Source organism: Paraburkholderia oxyphila NBRC 105797, assembly GCF_000685075.1.
GTDB lineage: Bacteria > Pseudomonadota > Gammaproteobacteria > Burkholderiales > Burkholderiaceae > Paraburkholderia > Paraburkholderia oxyphila.
Genome location: NZ_BAYD01000011.1, coordinates 35,325 through 53,244 on the forward strand (window position 1 = coordinate 35,325; position 17,920 = coordinate 53,244).

18 protein-coding genes are annotated in these 17,920 nt (G+C 58.9%); 7 read left to right on the forward strand and 11 right to left on the reverse strand.

Annotated features, from left to right (window positions below; genetic code table 11):
* Window positions 1-13: 13 nt before the first annotated feature.
* Entirely contained in the window at window positions 14-904 is an 891-nt protein-coding gene (locus tag BO1_RS09950; RefSeq protein ID WP_028217432.1) for a GPO family capsid scaffolding protein, read from the reverse strand.
* Between the two features lie 142 nt (window positions 905-1,046).
* Between BO1_RS09950 and BO1_RS09955 the strand changes: the two genes are divergently transcribed.
* Entirely contained in the window at window positions 1,047-2,813 is a 1,767-nt protein-coding gene (locus tag BO1_RS09955; RefSeq protein ID WP_028217433.1) for a terminase ATPase subunit family protein, read from the forward strand.
* The gene (locus BO1_RS09960) at window positions 2,810-3,853 is read left to right on the forward strand and encodes a phage portal protein (protein ID WP_028217434.1); all 1,044 of its coding nucleotides are present in this window, start codon (window positions 2,810-2,812) and stop codon (window positions 3,851-3,853) included. The genes BO1_RS09955 and BO1_RS09960 overlap by 4 nt, the downstream gene beginning before the upstream one ends.
* On the opposite strand, the gene BO1_RS57280 is transcribed toward BO1_RS09960, so the two are convergent.
* The gene (locus tag BO1_RS57280; protein ID WP_084687860.1) at window positions 3,850-4,608 is read right to left on the reverse strand and encodes an RloB family protein; all 759 of its coding nucleotides are present in this window, start codon (window positions 4,606-4,608) and stop codon (window positions 3,850-3,852) included. The two genes, BO1_RS09960 and BO1_RS57280, sit on opposite strands and share 4 nt — an antisense overlap.
* Entirely contained in the window at window positions 4,508-5,848 is a 1,341-nt protein-coding gene (locus BO1_RS09970; RefSeq protein WP_028217436.1) for an AAA family ATPase, read from the reverse strand. The genes BO1_RS57280 and BO1_RS09970 overlap by 101 nt, the downstream gene beginning before the upstream one ends.
* 790 nt (window positions 5,849-6,638) lie before the next feature.
* Between BO1_RS09970 and BO1_RS56285 the strand changes: the two genes are divergently transcribed.
* Entirely contained in the window at window positions 6,639-8,075 is a 1,437-nt protein-coding gene (locus BO1_RS56285) for a KAP family P-loop NTPase fold protein (RefSeq protein ID WP_052409415.1), read from the forward strand.
* 349 nt (window positions 8,076-8,424) lie between these two features.
* Here BO1_RS56285 and BO1_RS09985 read toward each other — a convergent pair whose 3' ends face one another.
* From BO1_RS09985 to BO1_RS50425, 5 genes are read right to left on the reverse strand one after another with little or no spacing between them, the layout of a single operon-like run.
* On the reverse strand, window positions 8,425-8,637 hold the full coding sequence (locus BO1_RS09985; protein ID WP_028217437.1) for an ogr/Delta-like zinc finger family protein: 213 nt from the start codon (window positions 8,635-8,637) through the stop codon (window positions 8,425-8,427).
* Window positions 8,634-8,894, reverse strand: a complete 261-nt coding sequence (locus tag BO1_RS09990; protein WP_028217438.1) for an ogr/Delta-like zinc finger family protein — start codon at window positions 8,892-8,894, stop codon at window positions 8,634-8,636. The genes BO1_RS09985 and BO1_RS09990 overlap by 4 nt, the downstream gene beginning before the upstream one ends.
* Window positions 8,891-10,777 carry a replication endonuclease gene (locus BO1_RS50420; RefSeq protein WP_052409416.1) on the reverse strand — a complete coding sequence of 629 codons (1,887 nt, stop codon included), beginning with the start codon at window positions 10,775-10,777 and terminating at the stop codon, window positions 8,891-8,893. Before BO1_RS50420 ends, BO1_RS09990 begins: the two co-directional genes overlap by 4 nt.
* A complete protein-coding gene (locus tag BO1_RS10000; protein WP_156992193.1) occupies window positions 10,777-11,025 on the reverse strand; it encodes a hypothetical protein in 249 nt (82 codons plus the stop codon). Before BO1_RS10000 ends, BO1_RS50420 begins: the two co-directional genes overlap by 1 nt.
* A gap of 44 nt (window positions 11,026-11,069) precedes the next feature.
* On the reverse strand, window positions 11,070-11,330 hold the full coding sequence (locus BO1_RS50425) for a hypothetical protein (RefSeq protein ID WP_043284373.1): 261 nt from the start codon (window positions 11,328-11,330) through the stop codon (window positions 11,070-11,072).
* A 245-nt stretch (window positions 11,331-11,575) separates the two neighbouring features.
* Here BO1_RS50425 and BO1_RS10010 point away from each other — a divergent pair, with 245 nt between their 5' ends.
* Window positions 11,576-11,905: a helix-turn-helix domain-containing protein gene (locus tag BO1_RS10010; protein ID WP_028217440.1), complete on the forward strand. Its 330-nt coding sequence runs from the start codon at window positions 11,576-11,578 to the stop codon at window positions 11,903-11,905.
* Between the two features lie 111 nt (window positions 11,906-12,016).
* On the opposite strand, the gene BO1_RS61020 is transcribed toward BO1_RS10010, so the two are convergent.
* The gene (locus BO1_RS61020) at window positions 12,017-12,346 is read right to left on the reverse strand and encodes a hypothetical protein (protein WP_028217441.1); all 330 of its coding nucleotides are present in this window, start codon (window positions 12,344-12,346) and stop codon (window positions 12,017-12,019) included.
* Between the two features lie 112 nt (window positions 12,347-12,458).
* Between BO1_RS61020 and BO1_RS50430 the strand changes: the two genes are divergently transcribed.
* Both BO1_RS50430 and BO1_RS10025 read left to right on the forward strand, forming a co-directional pair.
* Window positions 12,459-13,280, forward strand: a complete 822-nt coding sequence (locus BO1_RS50430) for a DUF2459 domain-containing protein (RefSeq protein ID WP_084687862.1) — start codon at window positions 12,459-12,461, stop codon at window positions 13,278-13,280.
* A 609-nt stretch (window positions 13,281-13,889) separates the two neighbouring features.
* Window positions 13,890-14,561 (forward strand): hypothetical protein, encoded by a 672-nt coding sequence (locus BO1_RS10025; protein WP_245643757.1) that lies wholly within the window; start codon window positions 13,890-13,892, stop codon window positions 14,559-14,561.
* Between the two features lie 167 nt (window positions 14,562-14,728).
* Here the strand turns inward: BO1_RS10025 and BO1_RS57285 are convergent, their stop codons facing one another.
* Both BO1_RS57285 and BO1_RS10035 read right to left on the reverse strand, forming a co-directional pair.
* A complete protein-coding gene (locus tag BO1_RS57285; protein WP_043284375.1) occupies window positions 14,729-14,884 on the reverse strand; it encodes a DUF3309 family protein in 156 nt (51 codons plus the stop codon).
* A gap of 283 nt (window positions 14,885-15,167) precedes the next feature.
* The gene (locus tag BO1_RS10035; protein WP_028217443.1) at window positions 15,168-15,554 is read right to left on the reverse strand and encodes a response regulator; all 387 of its coding nucleotides are present in this window, start codon (window positions 15,552-15,554) and stop codon (window positions 15,168-15,170) included.
* A gap of 150 nt (window positions 15,555-15,704) precedes the next feature.
* Between BO1_RS10035 and BO1_RS10040 the strand changes: the two genes are divergently transcribed.
* Complete coding sequence (locus BO1_RS10040; protein WP_028217444.1) at window positions 15,705-17,456, forward strand: hybrid sensor histidine kinase/response regulator; 1,752 nt, start codon at window positions 15,705-15,707, stop codon at window positions 17,454-17,456.
* Window positions 17,457-17,920 lie beyond the last annotated feature (464 nt).

Sequence of the window (17,920 nt, forward strand, 5' to 3'; positions counted from 1 at the left end):
AGTGAATGGCCGGTTAGCAATCGGTCTGAATGGTGCCGCTTTGCCCGGTCACGGAGGGGCGCTGGCCGCCGGCTCTTTCCATCGAGAGCTTCACCGTCAGGTCTGCGAATGCCTGGTCGGATGCTTCGCGAGCTTTCTTTTCGGTGGCGAGCTCGGCGCGCACTGCGTCGAGCTGCGCGGTGAAGCTGGCGACGCGCTCGGCGTGCTCGCGACCGTGGTTCGCGAGGGCCTCGACGGCCTGCGTCATATCTGCGAATCGCGTGTCGTCTGCGGCGCCCTTCTTCTTCGCGAGGCCGATGATTTCGGACACTCGCGCAAAGAGCGAGGCAGCGGCACCGACGGCGGGCTCGCCGGCCAGCTCGAACTCGATCCCGGTCTCGGCGGCAGCGGTAAACAGGTTGTCGGGGCCTAGCTTGCGCGCGGCGAGCGGGCTGGCTTCGCCCTTCTTCACCTGACTGGCCGAGAAAGCCAGAATGTCAGTGCCGAGGCTCGCGGGGCTGTCGGTCACGGCAAGGCCGACGAGATAGGCCTGTTTCGTGTCGGCAAACGACGGGTCGACTTCGATTGACGTGAACACCTTTTGGCGTGCCTTCGTCATGGACACGAGCGAGGGCGTCGGTGAAATCTGTGCGTACAGGCCGAGCTTGCCGGAGAACTCTCCGGTTTCGTCGCGTGCTTCCAGTGCGAGAACGTCGCCGTATGCATTGAACGGGCCATCGGGCAACACGCCGCGAATGTGTTCGAGGTTCACACGTGCGCCGTACAGCGTCGGGCTGTAGTTCTTCGCCATCTGTGCGATCCAATCGCGCGAGATGCTGCGGCCGTCAGTCGTCGCGCCTTCAACGGCGACGCGGAACCACTTCGACGTGCTCGCGTGATTCGTGTTGCTCGATTGCCGGTTCATCTGATTTGGACTCCATCTGATTTAATCTTGTAATCGAATGTTGCCTGGATGAAAGCAGGCGGGCAATCAAGCTCCACAGTGGTTTGGCCGGGTACAAACGCAAACGCTGCGCGCGCGCGTGATAGATCGTTACGCTCCTGCCATGCTTGAGACGAACGACAACGTAGCGCCCGCATCGGACGCAAAGAACGCAGCGCGCGCCTTGTACTGGCAAGGGTGGCGCGTGTCGTCTATCGCACGTCATCTCGAACTGAAGCGCTCCACCGTGGAAACGTGGAAGCAGCGCGACGGTTGGGATAAGGCCGCGCCGGTCGACACGATCGAGCTGACGACCGAAATGCGTGTCAATGCGCTGATCGCGAAAGAAACGAAAGACCCAGGCGACTACAAGGAAATCGACCTGTTGATGCGTCAGCTCGAACGCATCGCGCGTGTGCGCAAGTACGGCGAGACTGGCAGGGAATCGGACCTGAATCCGAACATCGAGGCACGCAATGCAGCGCCGAAGAAAAAGGCCGCGCGTAACGCGTTCAGCGACGAACAGGTCGAAAAGATCAATGACGTGTTTCGTGAATCGCTATTCGACTACCAGAAGGTATGGTTTCGCAGCGGCGAGCAGCGCACGCGCAACGTCCTCAAGTCGAGGCAGATCGGCGCGACGTGGTATTTCGCGCGCGAGGCGCTGGTCGACGCGCTCAACACGGGCCGCAACCAGATTTTCTTGTCGGCCAGCAAGGCACAGGCGCACGTATTCAAGCAGTACATCACGCAGTTTGCACGCGAGGCCGCCGACGTGGATCTCTCCGGTGACCCGATCGTGCTGCCAAACGAGGCGATTCTCTACTTTCTCGGCACGAACGCGCGCACGGCGCAGAGCTATCACGGCAACTTCTATTTCGATGAGTATTTCTGGGTGCCGAAATTCACGGCGCTCAACAAGGTCGCGTCAGGCATGGCGATGCACAAGCACTGGCGCAAAACCTACTTCTCGACGCCTTCGAGCATCGGGCACGAGGCCTATAAATTCTGGAGCGGCGAGCACATCAACCGCGGCCGCGCGAAAGCCGATCACGTTCACTTCGACGTAACGCACGAGGCACTTGCGCGCGGCCGTCTTTGCGAGGATCGGCAATGGCGGCAGATCGTCACGGTCGAGGATGCGGCACGCGCAGGTTGCACGCTGTTCGATCTTCACGAACTGCAGCTCGAATACAGCGCCGAGGAGTATGCGAACCTGCTCATGTGCCAGTTTATCGACGATACTGCGTCGATTTTCAGCCTGGCAAACCTTCAGCGTTGCATGGTCGACTCGTGGGAAGTGTGGGAAGACTTCGAGCCCCTGCTCGCGCGCCCGTTCGGTTATCGGCCAGTGTGGGTCGGGTACGACCCGGCCCTTTCAGGGGACTCGGCGGGCTGCGTGGTGGTCGCGCCGCCGGTGGTCGAGGGCGGACCGCTGCGCGTGCTGGAAAAGCATCAGTGGCGAGGCATGGACTTCGAGGCGCAAGCGCGGAGCATCGAAGAAATCACGAAGCGCTTTAACGTCACGTACATGGCGGTCGACACGACGGGTATCGGCCAGGGCGTCTATCAGCTCGTGAAGCAGTTCTACCCGCGCGTCGTCGCGTTCAATTATTCGCCCGAAGTGAAAGGCCGGCTCGTGCTGAAAGGCCTGTCTGTCGTCGGCAATGCCCGCCTGCAGTTTGACGCGGGCTGGACCGATATGGCGGCCGCATTCATGGCGATCAAAAAGACAGTAACGGCGAGCGGGCGGCAGGTCACATACGAGGCCGGCCGCAATGAGGAAACGGGACACGCTGACCTCGCTTGGGCGGTCCTGCACGCAATTTCAAACGAGCCGCTGGAAGGCATGGCGGCCCGCAATTCTGGTTTCATGGAGATTTCCGCATGAGCGCGAAACACAAACGCAACGCACAGCTCACGCGCGCCGTCGAGCCGGTCGCCGAGGTATCGCGCGCACCGCAGGCAACCGCATTCACGTTCGGCGATCCGATGCCGGTGCTCAACCGCGTCGATCTTCTCGATTTCGCTGAGCTGGTCGAGGTCAACGGCTGGTATGAACCGCCGATTAGCTGGACGGGGCTCGCGAAGTCCTTCCGGGCCGGTACACATCACGCGTCCGCGCTCTACTTCAAGCGCAATGTGCTGGCGTCGACGTTCATTCCACACCCCCTACTCTCGCGCGACACGTTTCGACGCTGGGCGCTCGACTTCCTCATGTTTGGCAATGGATACATTGAGCGGCAGACGAATCGGCTCGGCGGGACGCTGAAATTCGAGGCGGTGCCAGCGAAGTACACGCGGCGGCGCGTCGACCTGTTGCGCTACGTCCAAACGGACGGCTGGAAGGCTGTACACGAATTCGACACCGGCACAGTACATCACTTGGTCGAGCCTGACGTGAACCAGGAGGTGTATGGCCTGCCCGAATATCTCGGCGCCCTGCACGCGGCCTGGTTGAACGAGTCGTCGACGCTGTTTCGTCGGCGCTACTACGAGAACGGAAGTCACGCCGGCTTCATCCTGTACCTGACCGACCCGGCACAGAATCAGGATGATGTTGATTCGTTGCGCGATGCACTCAAGCACGCGAAGGGGCCAGGGAATTTCCGTAACCTGTTCTATTACGCGCCGGGCGGCAAAAAAGACGGCCTGCAGCTCATACCGGTGTCGGAAGTGGCCGCGAAGGACGAGTTTTTCAACATCAAGAACATCACTCGTGACGACCTGCTCGCGGCGCATCGCGTGCCGCCGCAGTTGCTCGGCATTGTGCCAAGTAATACCGGCGGCTTCGGGGCGGCGGACACGGCAGCGAAGGTATTCGGGCGGAACGAAATCGCTCCCATGCAAGCGCAGTTCCTCGCGCTAAACGATTGGGCTGGCGATGAGATCATTCGCTTCTCCCCTTACGCGCTTGACGTTGAGATCTAGCCGTTGTCCGGTTGGCGACGCCCATTGTTAATTATCGCTCTAACAAAATGATGCATACCGGTCGTGGGATTCCCGTACGGCATACCGTTCTCCTTCGCCATACGCTCAAGCTCCCGCGCTCTGCGTTCAGCGTGGTCAACGCGATCGGCCAAATCCTCGAAACCGACAATAGGGTTATTTTTGTGATGATATGGCGGCGCGATCTCCGCGAGTCTTGCCTGCATCACGTCGCGTTCGACGTGCGCGTTGCAGTCGGCGTAGTGGAGATAAGGCCAAATCTCGAAGCAAGGAGTAGACACCGCAATCAAGATCTTGTGCTCGATTGCAAGCTTGATCGCTTCGTCAAAATGCGGATGCTCGTCGCGATCAAAGATAGCCCATACGACGAATCCATAGCCAATTTTTTCAGGATTCTTCCGGTATTCCTCCATTAGCCGCTCGCGCTCATCAATAGCAAGTCTCACTAGGGTAAGTGGAACCCCCTTTTCTTTCAGAATGCGCAATCGCACGGCGCCAACACCGTAGTAGTTTGTGCATGCTGTCAGGTATTCCGGTTCCGTCGAAACGCCTTCGCAAGCAATCACAAACTCAACTTTCGGCTGTCTAACCGGACCATGCCGTGTAATCGAAGGGACCGCTGGGGCAGCTCGTCGCTTAGGCATCCTCATGCTCCCCTCGCAGGAGAGGCAGATCTTCCGTCGTCTCCCATTTGATATCGGGTTTGGAAAAGAACGGAATAGCGCCGAAGCGACCATTTAGATAACCTTTTTCGAGATTATCGCGTTTATCAACGTCAATTTCAGTCAAAGGAAAGAAATGCGTAGCGCCTTCACGATCTTTCTCTGCAAACCAAATCTGATCCCTACGGAACATACCGTCACACAACAGATTCGTATCGTGCGTACTGAATACCAATTGGGCACCGCCGACGTTGATTTTTTGGTCTCCGAATAGTCCTACAAGCTTTCTCGACATCAAGGGATGGAGAGAATTACTCAACTCGTCGATTATGAGAACCCCACCCGAACGGAGAGCAGACAAAATAGGACCGATTGCGGATAAAATTGCCTTTGTCCCGGCACTCTCGGCATCCAGCTTCAAACGGTACTCTTTCCCGCCTACACCTTTGTGTGTAAATGAGGCTCGTCGCCTAGGGAAATCTGTTGCTTCATCTAAGGCAGAAATCGAATGTCGCTTGAGGAAGGTACGAAACTCTGTAACGAAATTCTTCGTTTGGTCATCCTGCTCGATGACCTCGTACGTTACGTTAGAAATACCCGTATCGGCCACCTTTAGGAATTCCAGTGCGTCGCCCTCCAACTCCTTATGCTCATCGAAGAACTTCGCAACCGCGCTCCCCAAAATCACGGCATTAGAATCTGTCGAAAGCACTTCCATTTTTGCAACAATGAGTTCGTAAATTTTCGATAGCTGCTGATGCGCATTTTGTGCCGCGGCGGACAAAAATAGGCTGTTCGCGCGAACTATCTTCTCAATTAGCTTATTTTCCCCCTTCAATTCTTTTCCGAAATAAATGGGCTCACCGTCATCCGTACGATGAAACCATGTTTGACGTGATTTCCGCGTCTTGTTGAGCGGTATCGCGAACAGCCATTCTTCATTGACCTTTTTCCCGTCAACGATGAACCCGTAGTGAAATCTCGTCTCGTCAAACTCGAGGTCGATATCGTACCGAGACGGTCTCGTGCTCGAGACTTCGTCTAGGGCGAAGGGGGCGTAGGCGGTCCCGCCCGTGGCATCGCCGCGGGTGTGACTGAACCTCACGACCGATTGCATGAACCGGAGCGCATCTAGCAGCGTACTTTTGCCCGAGGCGTTCGCCCCATAGATTGCCGCAACCGGTACCACCTTGACGCGCGAATCGCTCGACTGCAGCAGGCGCGTTGCGTCATCCTTGATAGAAGACGCTGTCAAAAGGATCTGCTGATAGTTCCTAACGGACTTGTGATTCTCAACACCGAAACGAAGAAGCATGACGCCACCTCCTATAACTCTATTTTTCCGAAGATTATACGGAAAAATAGCCTTAGAGGGTTGATTCGCAGCATGTAGGTACAACTTGTTCGCGTGTACCGACTCACTTTCGCGGCTTTGATATGACCCCATTAAAAGTTCGCGTTTTTTGCGTCATCTTGCAGCAGGCTGCAGGGTCTAATTAAGCTCTGTCCCCCCCAGTGGGACAAGCCCAGCGGTTCTGCCGGTTTGCGTCGAAAATTGAGGTCCTCGACTCGCGCAGGCGGGGAGGGGGACTGCGTTTTTTGGTGGCTGGATGGACGTGCACGCGCCCCACCCCGGCGAATCTGGCCGCCGCTTGATGGCCTGCGCGTCACGCCACGCCTCCGCAGATGCCCGGTCGCCCCCTTCTCGCACTCTACGTACGTCGGCCGCTCCTAACGCCTCCTATCGAGGCCGCCCGCCGTGCTCCAGCGTCGGCATTGGGCGTTACACTGTATATTTATACAGTATAACGCCCAAATCAGTCATGCGAGACCGGCCGCCGCTCACCGCCGCCCGCCTTGCCCAAATCTGGGATGAATTTCCGCACCCGATCGTGCTCGAATTGCTATGGGAGATTCATCGGCTGCGCTCGACCATCTCGCGGGCGAACCTTTGGCGGACGGGCCAAGATCGCCGAGGCGCGGTCGGTCGCCCCACTGAAGTGGGTGACGCCATACCGACGCGAGACGGCCGTTCACTTGTTCAGATCGGCGAGTCTTTGCCGATAGTGTAGGCTTGGGGTTTTTCTTCAATAACCGATAAAGAAATGGCCGACCAACAAGTAATTTCTGACGATCCATTTGCAAACGATCAGTTAGATAGGAAAAAAGCTGCCGAATTTCTAACTAACTTCCTCATCGGTCGGCATCGAGTCGCGGGCAGTGTTGAGGGAAACCAGAGCTTTGTCTTGAATGTAAACGCAGAATGGGGCCTCGGCAAAACATACTTTCTTCGTGAGTGGGCAAAGATGCTGCGCAATCAAGGTCACTTCGTAGTGTACTTTGACGCGTGGGAGAATGATTACTCAGCCGATCCCTTCGTCGGCTTCATGTCAGCGATCAACGCTCAACTGAAAGCTAGTCTGCCAACGAAAGGAAAAATTTCTCTGCAAGCGCAAGCAATGACCCGAGCAGGGAGCCGCGTGATTAAAACAGCGGCTCCTAGTATCGCTTTTGCAGTCATCAAAAATTTTACCGGTGTAGATGTAAAAAGCGATATTTTGAATCATGTCGATAAAGCAACGAAAAGCGCTGGAAAGGAAATCGCCTCCACCATAAAGGCCGATCTTGAAAAACAAAACAAAGACCTGAAAAATGCAATTGGTGATTTTAAGAAATCATTTTCGTCTTTCGCGCAAATTTACGAAAAAGAACATCCTACCAAATTGCCAATATTTCTGATGGTTGACGAGCTGGATCGATGCCGACCGTCATATGCGATTGAACTTCTTGAAAAGATAAAGCATATTTTTCGCGTTGATAACGTCTATACCGTAGTTGCGACAGACTCTCAGCAACTAGCCCATTCCATAAAGGCGGTGTATGGATCCGAATTCGATTCGCGCAAATATCTGCGACGTTTTTTTGATCACGAATCGCGCCTTGATACCCCGCAATTCGCACAACTCGCTGCAGCTATGTTGGAGCAACGCAAGTTGGCCGATGACCCTAAAATCGACAACGTAATACAGCGACCGGGCGGATTGCCAACAAGTTCTGAGGTTCTGGCCAAAATTGGCCAAGCGATGAAAGTTACGACGCGCGATTTCATGAGATCGATCGATATATTGGATACGATCCGGATAACGCAATCAGATCAAATCGACCTGATTGCGATGACCTTTCTTATCATGTTGTACGTCTCTCATGTGGACCTTTTCGATGCCTACACTCGAACCCTCAGCGCGTCTTCAATTGTGAAGAACACAACAGTGCACTTTGATACAAGTATTACTTGGAATGAGATAGGAGAACGTTCTGACGGTTTTGGCGGTCAAATCGAGATTCAGGTGCCTGCAATTGAATGGGTGCTGGATTACATGACGGGCGTCTGGTCCGACAGACCACTCGAAACCGACCATTCGTGGGTTATTTTGCGCAACGCGATACGGAAACTCGGTATGGGATCCGCAAGCAATACGAGTCAAAGCAGCCTGCAGAAGTATCACCGAGTTGTCTCTATGGCGGGGCACTTCAGTATTTGAGCGCTACGCTATCGGCTCTTCGGCTTGTGAATTGGGTACGTCGCTATCTTCCTTTCGACTTTGCTTCACAGTGCGCTTAGTGATCTCGTCCGTTGCGTGATTCCTTCTACTCGGCGTAGAGGAATCTCGCCATCGCAAGATTGATCGCTGCCGCGCGCGAGAGCCCTCGCTGCGCGGCGCGCGCGTCGAGCCGTTTGAGGAGCGCCCCGTCAACGCCGAGGCTTATTACCTCTTTCCGGCGCCGTATCGTTTCCACCACCTGCTCGTGCGCGGCATCCAGCCCCGAGCATGGTAAGAAGTGAACGCAGCTATCAGTTCGATAGCGGTCCGATTACGTTTAGGCCGCCCGTTACTCGTCAAATTGCAGTGTGGCCGTCTCGCGCCGCTCGCGGCGCGGTATTGGCGTTTCCGGCGGGTACATGTCGAGCTGGGTGCGATATGTGTGGCCGCACGTCACGTCGTCGCACTGGAAATCAAGCAGCCATGACGTTGGCGACACCTTCTCTATCGATCGAGCAATGCCGCGCGCGCCGCAGTGCGGGCATTTGATAGTGAATCTCATACCGTCCTCGCGAGCGCCACCGTCGTGCGCGCGTTGACGCCACCTCGCAGCATTGGCGAAGGCCGTACTTCGAGTACAACGTCGGCGCGCGGCTTCGCGGATGCCGAGAGTGAAAACAGGATTTCAAAGCCAGCGGGCGTTCGATAGCCGCAGTCGTCGCAGACGAAATACATGCGCCGCATCGTGTGGGACATGCTCTCGGTGTGCCGCGCGTCAATATCGCCGCCGCAACATGGGCAATCGATTCTCATGGTCATTCTTCCGGCCTCCAATGAGTGCGTATGGCGCCGCCCCGGGCGAAATGAGGGGCCGCGCTGTCGATATCCGCATCGAGCGGCACGGCCGCGTGATGGTCAAACGTCAGCTCTGGGGCCGGTCGCGTACAGTTATTCACACAGGTCCGAGGCGCGCGCTGCGCGCGCTCAAAACCGACACCCCCCGCGCGCGTTGCGGCGCGCACTACTTCCCACCGAAAGCGCTTCGAATCAATCGTGACCGTGCGCGGCATCACGTCAATCCAGTTGCCGATCGCGTCGCGAATCTTGGCGACTTCAAAATACTCAATGCCGACCGGCTTCGCGGCGGCTTCTTCGCCGTAGGCTGTGCGTGAGCCGTCGCGGAATGTCGCGAGACGCACCAGGTAATCGCGGCCGCAATGCACGCCGCCTTGCGCGTTGACGTAGTGATCCCACGCAACGGACGCGTTCTCGCGCCCTTCAAGCTTCGCGACGCGGTTCACGGCGTTATGCGCCGCGCGCACGTGCGCGGGTGCATCGGCCGGAACAGATTCGACACGGCGCAGCTCGCGCCAGATCGTTACCGGCGGGCCGCCGATCTGCTGAAACTGGCGAATGCGCCAGCGCGACGCCCACGCCTCCACGCGCGCCGAGGTTTCGAGTGCGTCGTTTCCGATCAGATCCTTGTCCACCTTGTAGCCGTCGATGTTCTTCGCCACGTACTTCGCGATATAGGCGGCGGCCGTGCCAAGTGCGGCGTCCATACGCTTGAAGTCGCAGCGCTTTTCCTGCGCGCCCGGTTCATCGCCGTCCATTGCGAGCGCATAACGGCGCACGGTCGATTCAACGGTCTTGTCGTGCTGCGGCGGGTAAAAAACGAGCAGATGCCAATGGGGCGTACCGTCGTGTTGCGGCTCGGCGATACGGAAGCCGTAGAGCTTGATTCCGCGTCGTGCGAGCGCCGCGCGAATACAAGCCCACACGCTGCGCAGATACGCTTGTGCTTCGTCGGGCTTCGTGCCGTCGTAGTTCTTGTTGCGGATGGCCCTTTCGCGGCCCTTCGGCCCGACCAGCTTGAACGCGTGCATTTTCGACGGGCAGGTGATCGTCAGGAACAGGCCAGCATGAGCCGAGGCGATCGCGATGCGCTCGAAACCTGCAATGCGTGTCATGAGTTCGGCGCGGCGCACGGCCTTATTTGCCGGTCCCTTTGCCGACAGTTCGGCAAGCGTGAATTCTTGGTCGGTGTCGAGGTTGTGCGCGATCGTCGTTTCGAGCATCGCGGCGTTGCGCGCGTTCTGCGCTTCGCGCGCGGCGAGCCCTTCATTGGACACGTACGCGTCGCGCGAGCGGTTCACGAGTCCGAAGTCGATCGCGGCCGCCTCAACGGCGCGAGCGTGCGCGCGGCGCATGCGCATCGTCCACCACTTCGGCGCGATCATACGGCGCACAGCGCCTTCGTCCGCAATGCGGCCAGTCGCGGGCATCACGCCGCGCGATACGCAGAAGTCGGCGAGCATCGCGCGCGCTTCGAGCACTTCGAGCGGCGCCAACTCAAGCGCCGAAATGCCCGCGGCTCGTGCGGCGCATCGCCCTGCTTCCTGCCACGCTTCAAGCGAGAGCATGCGCACGCGCGCTTGTTCGGCGCACTCGCGCGCATGGGTAACAACGTCGTGTTCGAGAGCATCGAGCGGTAGCTCATCGCTAACGGCATGGCCGGCGAGCGTCGCAACCGCGTCGCGCAATGCGACGTTGGCCGCGCGCTGCGCGTCGTTCTCTGCCGTGACCTTTTTCGGGTTGAACGATGCGCGGCGGCGATCCCACTCGCGCATCATGCTCGCCTGCCAGCGACGCGGGAACGGCGCGACGAGCCCGGCGGCCCATACGTCGTTTGCGCCGAGCATTACGCGAAGCCCCGCACCGCGCGGGAGATTGCAGCCCAATAGGCGTCAGGCGTCACGTTCAAGCAGCGCGGAGTTGTGCTTTGCACTGCGCCGTGCGTTGCCTTCGCCGTGGTGGTGAGAATGGATTTGATGAGGGACAGCTCAGCATCGCCGCGCTCCGTTGCGCGAATATGCGCGACGCTCGGCGCCGCCTGCGGCTTGAACGACAGGTGCGTATCGCCTGCATAGCCGATATCGCCGTCCTCCACGCGATACCCGATCTCCCCGAAAGCGGTTGATGTACGCATAACCGTTAGGCGCCGAGCCAGTAGAAAAAACGTTCGAGCGCATGAGCGATGCGCGAGGGGCGGCGATTGAACGGACCTTCGATGGTGTAGCCGCCGAGCGCCGAGCGATGAATTGGCGAGACGGTTTTGAGGGAGGGTTTGCGGGATTCAGTGTGCTTGCCAGTCGCGGAACCGGCGCCGAAATACGTGATCGCACCCCTTTCGAGGGTCGCGAGCCGTTGCAAATTGGTGAGATATGTAACGACTTGTTGCTGCGAAGCTTGCATTTTGCCTTCCCCTTGTCAACCCCGAGAGCAATGTTTTTGAGAAACATCGCCCCGGCGGCCGGGTAGCAAATCCAGCACTGGCGGGGTTGAGGACCAGTAGCCGGGGCGACAGGCGAAGGATAGTATCAGTCACGGAAACGTGTCAATAACTGATACGTCTCATTACCAGAGACTGTTGCATTGAATGAAGCGTCGCAGTACCTTTGACGCCGGGTTGATTCACTTTGATTTACAAGGGGTTGTCTATGAAAACGACAGTCGAATGGCTCGACGCGGTGAAGATCCGCCTCGACCTGCCCTCCGATTACGCTGCGGCGAAGGCGCTGAACGTGACGCGCGGCGCGGTTAGTAAGTACCGCAACCAGCAGTCAGTTTTTGACGAAAAGACGGCGATCCGAGTCGCCGAGATTCTTGGGACTGATCCGCTTGAAGTGATTGCGTCCGCAAGGGTCGAGAGCGCGAAAGATGCCGAAACGCGTGGCGTTTGGATGCACGCCCTGGAAATTTTTTCCAAGGGTTTTCGACTGCTGGCGCTACCCGCTAACGCTTGTGGGACTTGGCTCCCACAGGTGTAACGCCAGCTAAAGTTAGCTTCCGCAACGACTAGTTTTTATCTTATGTAAAATCATGGGCCGAGAGTGAGCGGGCCCAGTTCCCCCATGACTATCGCGCTGGAGCCCACCGTGTCACTTGTTTCCGCCCTTCGAAGTGCTGTGAGTCGCGTCGAGCGGCTTATGCTGCTCGTCGCCTTGTCCAGGAAAGAATGCATTCCATGCCGCGCGCACGCCTACAGCGGCCGTCGCGGCCGCATCGATCGTTTCGGCTTCGCCGGACCTGGCCGGATCGGAGCGCAGGCCGCGCCAGTGTGTAAAAACGAGCGGCGGCTTTTGCGTCCACTCACCGGCATCAAAATTCGCAAATGCCGTGTCCCCGCTCACAAGCCGAACCTCGTACCACCCGTCACGGACAGGCGCATACTGATTCAGTGGAAACCATCCGGTTGATTGAATGCCCATAGCGTCCTCGCAAAGCCGTGGATCGTTGCGAATCGAAACGCATTCCTCGTGCCCAAAGTGGAACTCAGGTCACTGCAGTGTGCTGAATCCTGGGCCTGCTCTGACGACTGCCATGAGCACACGCGCGCCATCCGGATCGCGCGAGAACGCTACCCAAAACTGCGCAACGATTGGACGTATCCTCGCCGCCGCTCTATGCACGGCAATCGGGGGCCTGCTCGCCGCGTGCGCCGATACACCACCCATGCCGCCTGCGATACCCACGGCCTTAAACGGGCCCGCCGCGACCACCATCGACTTGGTCCAGCGCGACTGGCATACGGATATTTGCGTTCGTAGCGAAGACATGGATGCGTCGCTTGCCGCACTGACTCTTGGTTTCGACGGCGCCCGGTTTCTCTGTTTCGGCTTTGGTGAGCGCCAGTATGTCGTCGAGCGTCGGCATGACCCGCTCACGATGCTCTCGGCCCTGCTTCCGAGTCAAGCCGCGCTTCTGATGACTGCGCTACGCGCATCGCCCGAACAGGCCTTTGGTACACCTAACGTAGTCCACCTCGCAATCGGCGCCACCGGCAGAGACGGTCTACAAAGCTATTTGCGGGCATCGCTACGCACCGATACGGCGGGCCATCCAGTGCGCCTCGGCGCCGGTCCTTACCCAGGAAGCGTGTTCTACGCTGCCACAGGCACTTACGATGCCTTTCACACTTGCAACACCTGGACTGCGCGCGGATTGCGTTCGGCGGGTTTGCCCATCGACGATGCCGTGTTGTTCGCCAGCGCCGTGATGCGCCAGGCCCGGCATTCGAGCGCCGCCCTGCCGCTTGCGCCGGCCGGAGCTTCGAGTGTTCCTCATGTCGAGCCCTGCGCTTTCGCCGCGAAAACGCCCGGACCTAGCAAGGCGCAGGACTGCATACCGGAGCCGGCGTGGTGACGGTCGACTGCGCCGGCACCACGACCGTCGTGCGCGGCGGTGGACTCGGGTCGCTACTGCTGAAGGAAAGACAGCCGCCGAGCGCCAGCGGCAACATAATTGCGATTAACATTGACCGGTGCATGAAGACCTCCCCTGTTCTCGTGTGAACACGCATGCAGGCTCCGTTGCGCGACGCGCACCAGGGCCGGCAGCAATGCGACGGCACGCGTAGTCATCCAGACGTGCACCGCCATGTCCGGAAACGCAGCTTCCATGCCTGATTGGTCTGTTGGTAGCGGAATTTGATGCATCTGTCCCGCCAAAACGAGACTTGGGTAGGTGGCCTCTCGAGATGCACGATGGGAGAAAATCCATCCAGGCCCACAACCATGAACTTCTGTTCACGCTGACGCCAACCCAAAACTGCGGTGGCGTTGAGTTTGGCTCGGGCACACCTGTTGCGACTGTTTTTCACATGGCGACGAAATCGCCGCAGGCCGATTCCGCAGGGAGACAGTCATGAGACAAACCGTGTTGGGCGTGTACGACAGCTACGTGGACGCCTGTACGGCACAGCGAGCGCTAGGCGACGCTGGCGTTGCGCAAGCCGATATTGCCGTTTATTCGATGTCGGTCGCCGCCGTCGAAAAAGGACCGCGTGTCTATACACCGGGCGGGGGCGATGTGCGCCATCGCAAGCCTGTATTCGATCAACTCGAGCAATTATTTGCACGGCTCTTCAAGCGCGGCGCGTATCCGCCGGAAACTGAGGACTACAGGGAATGGATTCGCCGCGGCGGAGCGCTTGTCAGCGCGGACGTTTCCGAAATGCAAGTCGATCTGGCCCGTGACGTGATGTGCCGCGCGGGCGCAGCCGACATCGATGAACGCAGCAGTGGATGGCGCAATGGTTCCGTGAAAATGGGCATATCAGGTTACGCGCAGTCTCGCGCAGTGCCATCGCCCGATGGCCGCACAGGCGTGTCCACGCAGACGTCCAGGCCGGGTGTCGTGGGCGATCCAATCAAGGAAGCGCCGCTGGCGAGCGCCCCCAGCGAAGATGAGTTTCGGAAAGACTATGAGGCTCACTACGCGCATACCGGCATGTCGTACGATGAGTATCGGCGGGCCTGCGCGCACGGAGCCGCGCTTGCACAAGACGACCGATATCGCGGGCATGACTGGCAGTTGATTGAGCCGAGTGCGCGCGAGCATTGGGAATCACACTATCCAGATAGCGCCTGGGCGCGGTTCAAAGCTGCTGTCCGTCACGGTTGGGAGCGTGTCAGGGGGCTCTGATGCGGTCTGTCACCAGGCTGCTGCGCGAAGCAGCGCAGGAAAAAGCCGCTTCGGCAGCGAGGCGGCATCAAGAGGATTCTCGTGTTGACACTAATGGCCGATTGCCCCGGCAGCTTAAGGAGCGGCTGCCTCTCTAATCCCGAGGACTACGACTCTCACCACCGTCACTAGATCGTTCCCATCAACAGGAGCACGACAACAATGACAACCACGATCCCCAGCGTGCCGGATGGCGCGTAGCCCCACGACCGGCTGTACGGCCATGCCGGCACGGCACCGATCAGCAGCAGGATCAGGACGATAAGAAGCAAGGTGCTGAGCATAATGCCTCCGTGACTTGTCGAACGATGATGCACTTCATGCCGCAACGTGCGTGCCCGAAGTCACCGGCTAGTTCAGCGGACGATATCGAACTCCAGATGATCAAGCTGGAGGAACCAAAGAGTGACTTGATGATAAGTATAACTACTCAATTGCCGCCACCAGGATCCCACTGGCATCGGGCCGTGCCCTCAGAACCTGCGCGCATAACCGCCCTACAGCGCCAACCATGCGTGCGCTGCGGGTTTAATCTGTCCGGCACTACGGGTGCCGCACGCTCGCAGCCTACGCGTCGTTACGGGACTTCTGCGCAGTGATGGACGGCGCACCCGACAGCAAGGACCTGATGGCTGAAAGCAGATCTGCAATGCCGACTGGCTTCGTCAATAACGCACTCCATCCGTCACGGGGCACGGTAAACGCGGCCGTGATGACGACAACGGGAATGCCGGCTGTGGCACGATTGGCCCTCAATCGTCGGCAAAGCTCCACGCCATCGACCTTCGGCATCATGTAGTCCGTGACGACAATGTCCGGGTGTTCAGCGGTGACAATCGCCATCGCCGTTTCCCCGTCCGGTGCCGTGAGCACGCGAAACCCTTCCGTCTCGAGAACGGTCTGAAAGGCGCGCAGAAGTTGCCGGTCATCATCTGCGAGCAGGACAGTAGCCATGGTAAGCCCCCATGTCTTCTGGTCATACCATTTGGAGAAGCAAGACACGTACCCCGTGGTCTTGCGAGGCCTACAATTCAGTTTCGGCTGTTCGTTTTCAGGTCCGCATGCCGCCACCCGGCTTTGCATCTTGCCGGAAGGAAATGGAAGATGGCCCGATCGACATCATCCGCCGCCGTTGACCGCGCAAAGCGGTCCGGCGTACTCGCTACCGCCGCGCTCGACCAGCGAGCACGTCGTGTCGCGGATTTCGCGGCGGAAAACGAGGCACTCCACAGCCTCGCCCACGCGCTGACCACGTCGGCCGGGGCCATGTTGCGGGAACTGGCGCGCCTGGCACGCGAATTGTGTGGAGCGACGCTCGCCGGCATCGACCTCATCGAGAACGCCGGAGGCACACAGTGTTTTCACTGCAAGACGCTCGATGGCGGCCTGGACGCCGGGGCGCTGGCAGCCATTCCTGCCGACGACAGTCCGGATGGACTGACGCTCGAGCTTGGCACCAGTCAGCTCTTTGCGTACCCGAAGCGCCACTTCACGACGCAATATGCACAATTACCCGATGTCGTCGAGCAACTCGTGGTGCCGATTCCGGGTCTGCCCGAACCGTGGGGCACCCTGTGGGTCATGTCCTGTGATAAGCAACACCGGTTTGATGCAGAGCATCGCAGAATCCTGACCGGACTTGCGAATTTCACGTGTGCCGCACTGGCGATTGCGAGAGCCGAGTCGGAAGCACGGCGCCATGCGCTGGCGGCCGAGGCGGCGAACCATGCCCTTGCCCTGGCTGAGGAACACAAGGACAATTTTATCGCCACGCTCGGCCACGAACTGCGCAATCCCCTCACCCCCATCGAGGTCGAACTCAAGGTGCTGCGCAAAGTCTGCAACGACAACGGTACCGCACTCTCGGCGCTGGACGTCGCCGACCGGCAGATCGCGCAGTTGCGACGCCTCGTTGACGACCTGCTGGACCTCTCACGGATGCGCCATGGCAAGCTCTCGATGCATCGCTCCTGTGCTCTGCTGCAGGACATCGTCGGTGATGCCGTGAGAGCCGTGAAAGTGCAGGCCGACCACCGGCAACAGCGGTTGGCCGTCAATCTGCCGCCCTACCCGGTTCATGTCTACGCCGACGCCGCGCGGGTGATACAGATTCTCACGAATCTTCTGACCAATTCAGTAAAGTACACGCCGCCCGGCGGCGAAATTGACGTATCAGTGAAGGCGCCCGACATCGGCGACCGACCCGTGCCCCATACAGACTGCGAAGAGGTCGTCATCACGGTGCGCGACAACGGCCTCGGGATTACGCCGGCACTGCAACCGTACGTATTCAACATGTTCTCGCAGTCGGCTTCCGCGCGCACACGCGCAGAGGGCGGCTTGGGTATCGGCCTCGCGGTCGTGAAGTATCTCGTTGACGCCCACCATGGCGACATTGACATCTCCAGCGACGGTGAAGGCAAGGGAACCCGGGTGGTCGTACGCCTGCCGATTGCGTGTGCGCGGCCGTCCGGGCAGGATGCCACGCCTGCGCCGGCAGTCGCGCCGCTGCGCCTGCTTGTTGTCGATGACAATGCAGACGCGGCGGAGGCACTCGGCACGCTGCTCGAACTGGATGGCCACGACGTGAGACGGGCACAAAGCGGCGCTGAAGCGCTTTTAATCGTCGAAACCTTTACACCCGATGTTGCCCTGATTGATCTCGCGATGCCCGGGATGGGCGGCGCGGAACTGGCCCGGCTGCTGCGCGAGCGCGTCCGGTGCTCGATGACCCGGTTTGTCGCGGTGACCGGATACAGTCAGGGCGAAGGCGAACAGACGACCTGCGGCAGCCCATTCGACTACAGGCTCATCAAACCGATCTCGCTCAACGACCTGGCAGACATCCTGCGATGATCGTGCCGCCGTTCACGAAGCGGGACATCACCCGATGCGGCACCCTACTCGAGCAGCAATTGGCCTCTTCCCGTCACCGGATGAGCGCGGCATGTGATCGCGCTGATTCCAGGAGCGCCTCGCCTCATGGCACGGCTGGACAGTCATTGTCACAGTCGAACAGGATATTTAATCAGGATACCTACATTTACAGGTATCCGGGCGCCGGTTTTCGGCTCCAGATCACGTGCGCCTGAGCAGATCAGATGCACACATAGAGTATGTCCCGCTGCTTCAGGTCGCGGTCCTGGCGGATTCTCGCATTGATCTACGCGGCGAAGTAGTCCATATTCGAGGCAACGCTTTCTTCCACCACGCGGTAACACGCGATATTCGCCATCGATTGCGCGCCACTCATCCCCCTCTGCGATGTGCCCGCGGACTGCGGCGGCCAACTGGATCTATCGAAGTCGTAGCGTGCCAAT

Coding starts and splice junctions, on each gene's coding strand:
- BO1_RS09950 (WP_028217432.1), bottom strand. CDS start 904: ATGAACCGGCAATCGAGCAACACGAATCACGCGAGCACGTCGAAGTGG.
- BO1_RS09955 (WP_028217433.1), top strand. CDS start 1,047: ATGCTTGAGACGAACGACAACGTAGCGCCCGCATCGGACGCAAAGAAC.
- BO1_RS09960 (WP_028217434.1), top strand. CDS start 2,810: ATGAGCGCGAAACACAAACGCAACGCACAGCTCACGCGCGCCGTCGAG.
- BO1_RS57280 (WP_084687860.1), bottom strand. CDS start 4,608: ATGGTCGCTTCGGCGCTATTCCGTTCTTTTCCAAACCCGATATCAAAT.
- BO1_RS09970 (WP_028217436.1), bottom strand. CDS start 5,848: ATGCTTCTTCGTTTCGGTGTTGAGAATCACAAGTCCGTTAGGAACTAT.
- BO1_RS56285 (WP_052409415.1), top strand. CDS start 6,639: ATGGCCGACCAACAAGTAATTTCTGACGATCCATTTGCAAACGATCAG.
- BO1_RS09985 (WP_028217437.1), bottom strand. CDS start 8,637: ATGAGATTCACTATCAAATGCCCGCACTGCGGCGCGCGCGGCATTGCT.
- BO1_RS09990 (WP_028217438.1), bottom strand. CDS start 8,894: ATGACCATGAGAATCGATTGCCCATGTTGCGGCGGCGATATTGACGCG.
- BO1_RS50420 (WP_052409416.1), bottom strand. CDS start 10,777: ATGCTCGGCGCAAACGACGTATGGGCCGCCGGGCTCGTCGCGCCGTTC.
- BO1_RS50425 (WP_043284373.1), bottom strand. CDS start 11,330: ATGCAAGCTTCGCAGCAACAAGTCGTTACATATCTCACCAATTTGCAA.
- BO1_RS10010 (WP_028217440.1), top strand. CDS start 11,576: ATGAAAACGACAGTCGAATGGCTCGACGCGGTGAAGATCCGCCTCGAC.
- BO1_RS61020 (WP_028217441.1), bottom strand. CDS start 12,346: ATGGGCATTCAATCAACCGGATGGTTTCCACTGAATCAGTATGCGCCT.
- BO1_RS50430 (WP_084687862.1), top strand. CDS start 12,459: ATGAGCACACGCGCGCCATCCGGATCGCGCGAGAACGCTACCCAAAAC.
- BO1_RS10025 (WP_245643757.1), top strand. CDS start 13,890: ATGTCGGTCGCCGCCGTCGAAAAAGGACCGCGTGTCTATACACCGGGC.
- BO1_RS57285 (WP_043284375.1), bottom strand. CDS start 14,884: ATGCTCAGCACCTTGCTTCTTATCGTCCTGATCCTGCTGCTGATCGGT.
- BO1_RS10035 (WP_028217443.1), bottom strand. CDS start 15,554: ATGGCTACTGTCCTGCTCGCAGATGATGACCGGCAACTTCTGCGCGCC.
- BO1_RS10040 (WP_028217444.1), top strand. CDS start 15,705: ATGGCCCGATCGACATCATCCGCCGCCGTTGACCGCGCAAAGCGGTCC.